Genomic DNA, 3407 nt, shown 5'->3' on the forward strand with positions numbered 1-3407 from the left:
ACTGACTTGTTTTTGTAAATTAGCATAAACAAAAACATTCGCCTAACTGTCGGTTTTGCGAAATGCTTCGCACTTCGCAAAGCCGACGGGCGTTAGCGGTCATTGTAAATGTACAAGCATTAAACGCCCGACAAAAAAACTAACACTTCGTTGGTCTTGTTAATTATTTTTCGCAACTCGACATTGACGTCTTAAACTTTGTTTATATTTGTGCCATTATGAGGCAATAATATTTTCATAGCGTTCTACGCTTTTTTTCTTAACCAAATCTGGTTGATGTAAATCGTCAGCAAAAAGTGGACTGATTTAGTTCAAAACTAAGAGAGTGTTTTCAAAATCCTTAAATTTGAATTATTATGAAAACACCCAAGAAAAAAACAGCAGAGAATTTCATCAAAGACATTCGTAGAAACACACGAAGAATCTTTAGTTCTGAACAAAAAATTCAGATTGTTATGGAAGCTTTACGAGCAGAAATGTCAGTTGCAGAATTGTGTCGTAAGTATTCCATTAATGAATCTCAGTTTTATAAGTGGAACAAAGAATTTTTGGAAGCAGGTAAAAAGCGTTTAGCAGGCGATGTAACAAGAGAAGCTACGAGTGATGAAGTATCAGAGCTCAAGAAAGAAAATCAGTCTTTAAAAGTAATGATTGCCGATTTAGTTTTACGCTACGATATTGTAAAAAAAAGCTTGGACATGCTGGATTAACTGAAAAGTTTAAGAAATATATGCGACTTACAGTATCCGAAAAACAAGAAATCATTCACATGGTTACTCGTTCAGAAATTGGCGTAAATCGAACACTTCGGGAGATTGGAATCAATAAAAGTACGTTTTACAATTGGTATCATGCTTACAGCGAAAATGGTGTTGAAGGATTGCTTCCAACCAAAAGAGCAGCAAACAGGCAATGGAATAGCATTCCACAAGAGCAGAAGAATTTGGTTGTAAAATTAGCTTTAGATTATCCTGATTTGTCTTCTCGAGAATTAGCCTATAAAATCACTGATGAACAACAGATATTCCTATCAGAATCAAGTGTTTATCGGATTTTAAAGTCAAGAGGTTTAATTACAGCTCCAGCTCATATTTTTCTGAGTGCAGGTAATGAATTTACAGACAAAACAGGCTTTGTTCATCAAATGTGGCAAACGGATTTTACCTATTTTAAAATATTGGGTTGGGGTTGGTATTACTTGAGTACGGTTTTAGATGATTACAGCCGATACATTGTGCATTGGGAACTTTGCTCAAGCATGAAAGCCGATGATGTAAAAAGAACTGTGGATACTGCCATTAAAAAAGCAAAATTGGTAACTAAACAAAAACCAAAACTCTTGTCAGACAATGGTTCGTGCTATATTGCAAGCGAATTAAAAACGTATTTAAAAGACAATTATCAAATGCAACAAGTACATGGCAGACCCAATCATCCACAAACACAAGGAAAAATTGAACGCTATCACAGAACTATGAAAAACGTGGTAAAACTTGATAATTACTTTGCTCCCGAAGAATTAGAAGCTGCTTTAGAAAAGTTTGTTTATCGCTATAACAATGAACGCTATCATGAATCATTAAACAACTTAACCCCAGCAGATGTCTATTTTGGAAGAGGTGAAATGATTTTAAAAGAACGTGAACGATTAAAGAAAATGGCTATTATTGGCCGAAGAAATGAGTACCAAAAATTAAAATTAACAACAAATCAAAAAAAACATTTATCTTTGAATTATTAACTAAATACTCTCTTAGGAAAAGTCCACTTTAGTTTGAAGACGTACATGGTTGAGACTCTTCTTAATTGAATTTATTATTAACAAACTGCATTATACTTTTCAGAGTAATGCTATAATTTATCGCTTCATAAAAATGAAATCAAATCATAAATCAACACTCATATTTGTATTAATAGTTGTCGTAATTGACACCGCAGGTTTTGGACTAATTTTTCCAGTTCTACCACAACTACTAATTAATCTACTTCATTCAGACATCAGCACAGCCGCCAAATACGGAGGCTGGCTCTCATTTGCTTATGCAATTATGCAATTTGTTTTTGCACCAGTTTTAGGGAATTTAAGCGACCAATATGGCAGGCGACCAGTACTTTTAAGCTCATTGTTTGGGTTTAGCATCGACTGCATTTTTCTTGCTTTTTCAGCAAGTATTTTGTGGCTTTTTGTTGGGCGGACAATTGCAGGTATAACAGGAGCAAGCTATTCCGTTGCATCTGCTTGTGTTGCCGACATTAGCACAGACGATAATAGAACTAAAAATTTCGGACTTATAAACGCAGGCTTTGGTTTGGGGTTTATAATTGGACCCATAATTGGCGGAACATTGGGACAATTCGGAACTCATACACCCTTTATTGTTGCTGCTATTTTAAGTTTTATCAATTTTATTTTCGGCTATTACTTTTTCCCGGAATCGTTAAAAGCAAATAACCGCAGGAAATTTGACAGGAAAAGAGCTAATCCATTTGGTTCCCTCAAACACTTACAGAAATTCCCATTGATAAAAACTTTAGTGCTATCAATGATTTTTGTTTCCATCGCTAATCACAGTATGGAAAGTGTTTGGGCATTTTTCACCATTGAAAAATTTAAGTGGAGCACCTCTCTTGTTGGCTACTCATTAGCATTTATAGGCATTCTATCAATTATCGTTCAGTTATGGTTAGTCAGTATTTTGGCAAAAAAATTGGGCGACAAACGAATGGCAGTATTAGGATTTGTACTTATGATGACGGGCTTTTTTCTGTTTGCTTTTACACCGTGGCAATGGTTGCTCTTTACCGCTTTATTACTTTTCATAGTTGGTGGAATTCAAGGCACAGCCGTTCAAAGTATTATGTCTTCTGCAATGCCCGACAACGAACAAGGTGAACTTCAAGGTGCTTTAGGCAGTTTAATGGGCTTGACAACTCTGATTGCACCACCGTTAATGACAAGCAGTTTTTCTTACTTTACGGGAAAACAATCCGAGATTTATTTTCCAGGAATTCCTTTTTTAATTGCTTCAATATTGACATTAATTAGTTTAATTTTGTTTCTTAAAAGTTTTAAAAAATCAAATAGACTGATAAAATCGGTGGACAAGTAATGACCATATAGACAGAAAACAACGAACCGCTAACAGCACCTAAAAAAAATGGCGGGCGAAGTGCGAATATAAACAGTTGTGCAACTAATAAACATTGTGCGTTTAGACAGTTTAGTGTTCCAAAGCCGCCACTTCTTTTAGCCGCAACCCGTCAGGCTGTGAAAAAACTCACATCCTCCCTCTTTAAGCCATATTTTTACAGCGCTGCAAGGTAAAACAAGCCTTTTAAGGACGCCTTATTTTTAAGCAACCAATAATATTTTTTCAAAAACAAAGACTGATTTCAGCTTAAAATGC

Annotated in this window: 2 protein-coding genes; both read left to right on the forward strand. The window is 35.3% G+C overall.

Annotated features, from left to right (window positions below; all coding sequences use genetic code 11):
• Positions 1-356: 356 nt before the first annotated feature.
• Positions 357-1741 (forward strand): IS3 family transposase gene (locus tag BW932_RS14070; protein ID WP_370515718.1). Its coding sequence is split into 2 segments (ribosomal slippage): positions 357-672 and positions 672-1741, totalling 1386 coding nucleotides; the frame shifts between segments, so codons are not numbered across the junction.
• A gap of 133 nt (positions 1742-1874) precedes the next feature.
• Positions 1875-3110, forward strand: a complete 1236-nt coding sequence (locus BW932_RS14075; protein ID WP_034098942.1) for a TCR/Tet family MFS transporter — start codon at positions 1875-1877, stop codon at positions 3108-3110.
• Positions 3111-3407: the final 297 nt, after the last annotated feature.

The sequence above is a fragment of the Kaistella chaponensis genome (assembly GCF_900156725.1).
Lineage (GTDB): Bacteria > Bacteroidota > Bacteroidia > Flavobacteriales > Weeksellaceae > Kaistella > Kaistella chaponensis.

What these genes read in the sequence shown, in the direction of transcription:
- BW932_RS14075 (WP_034098942.1), top strand. Translation starts at nt 1,875, where the DNA reads ATGAAATCAAATCATAAATCAACACTCATATTTGTATTAATAGTTGTC.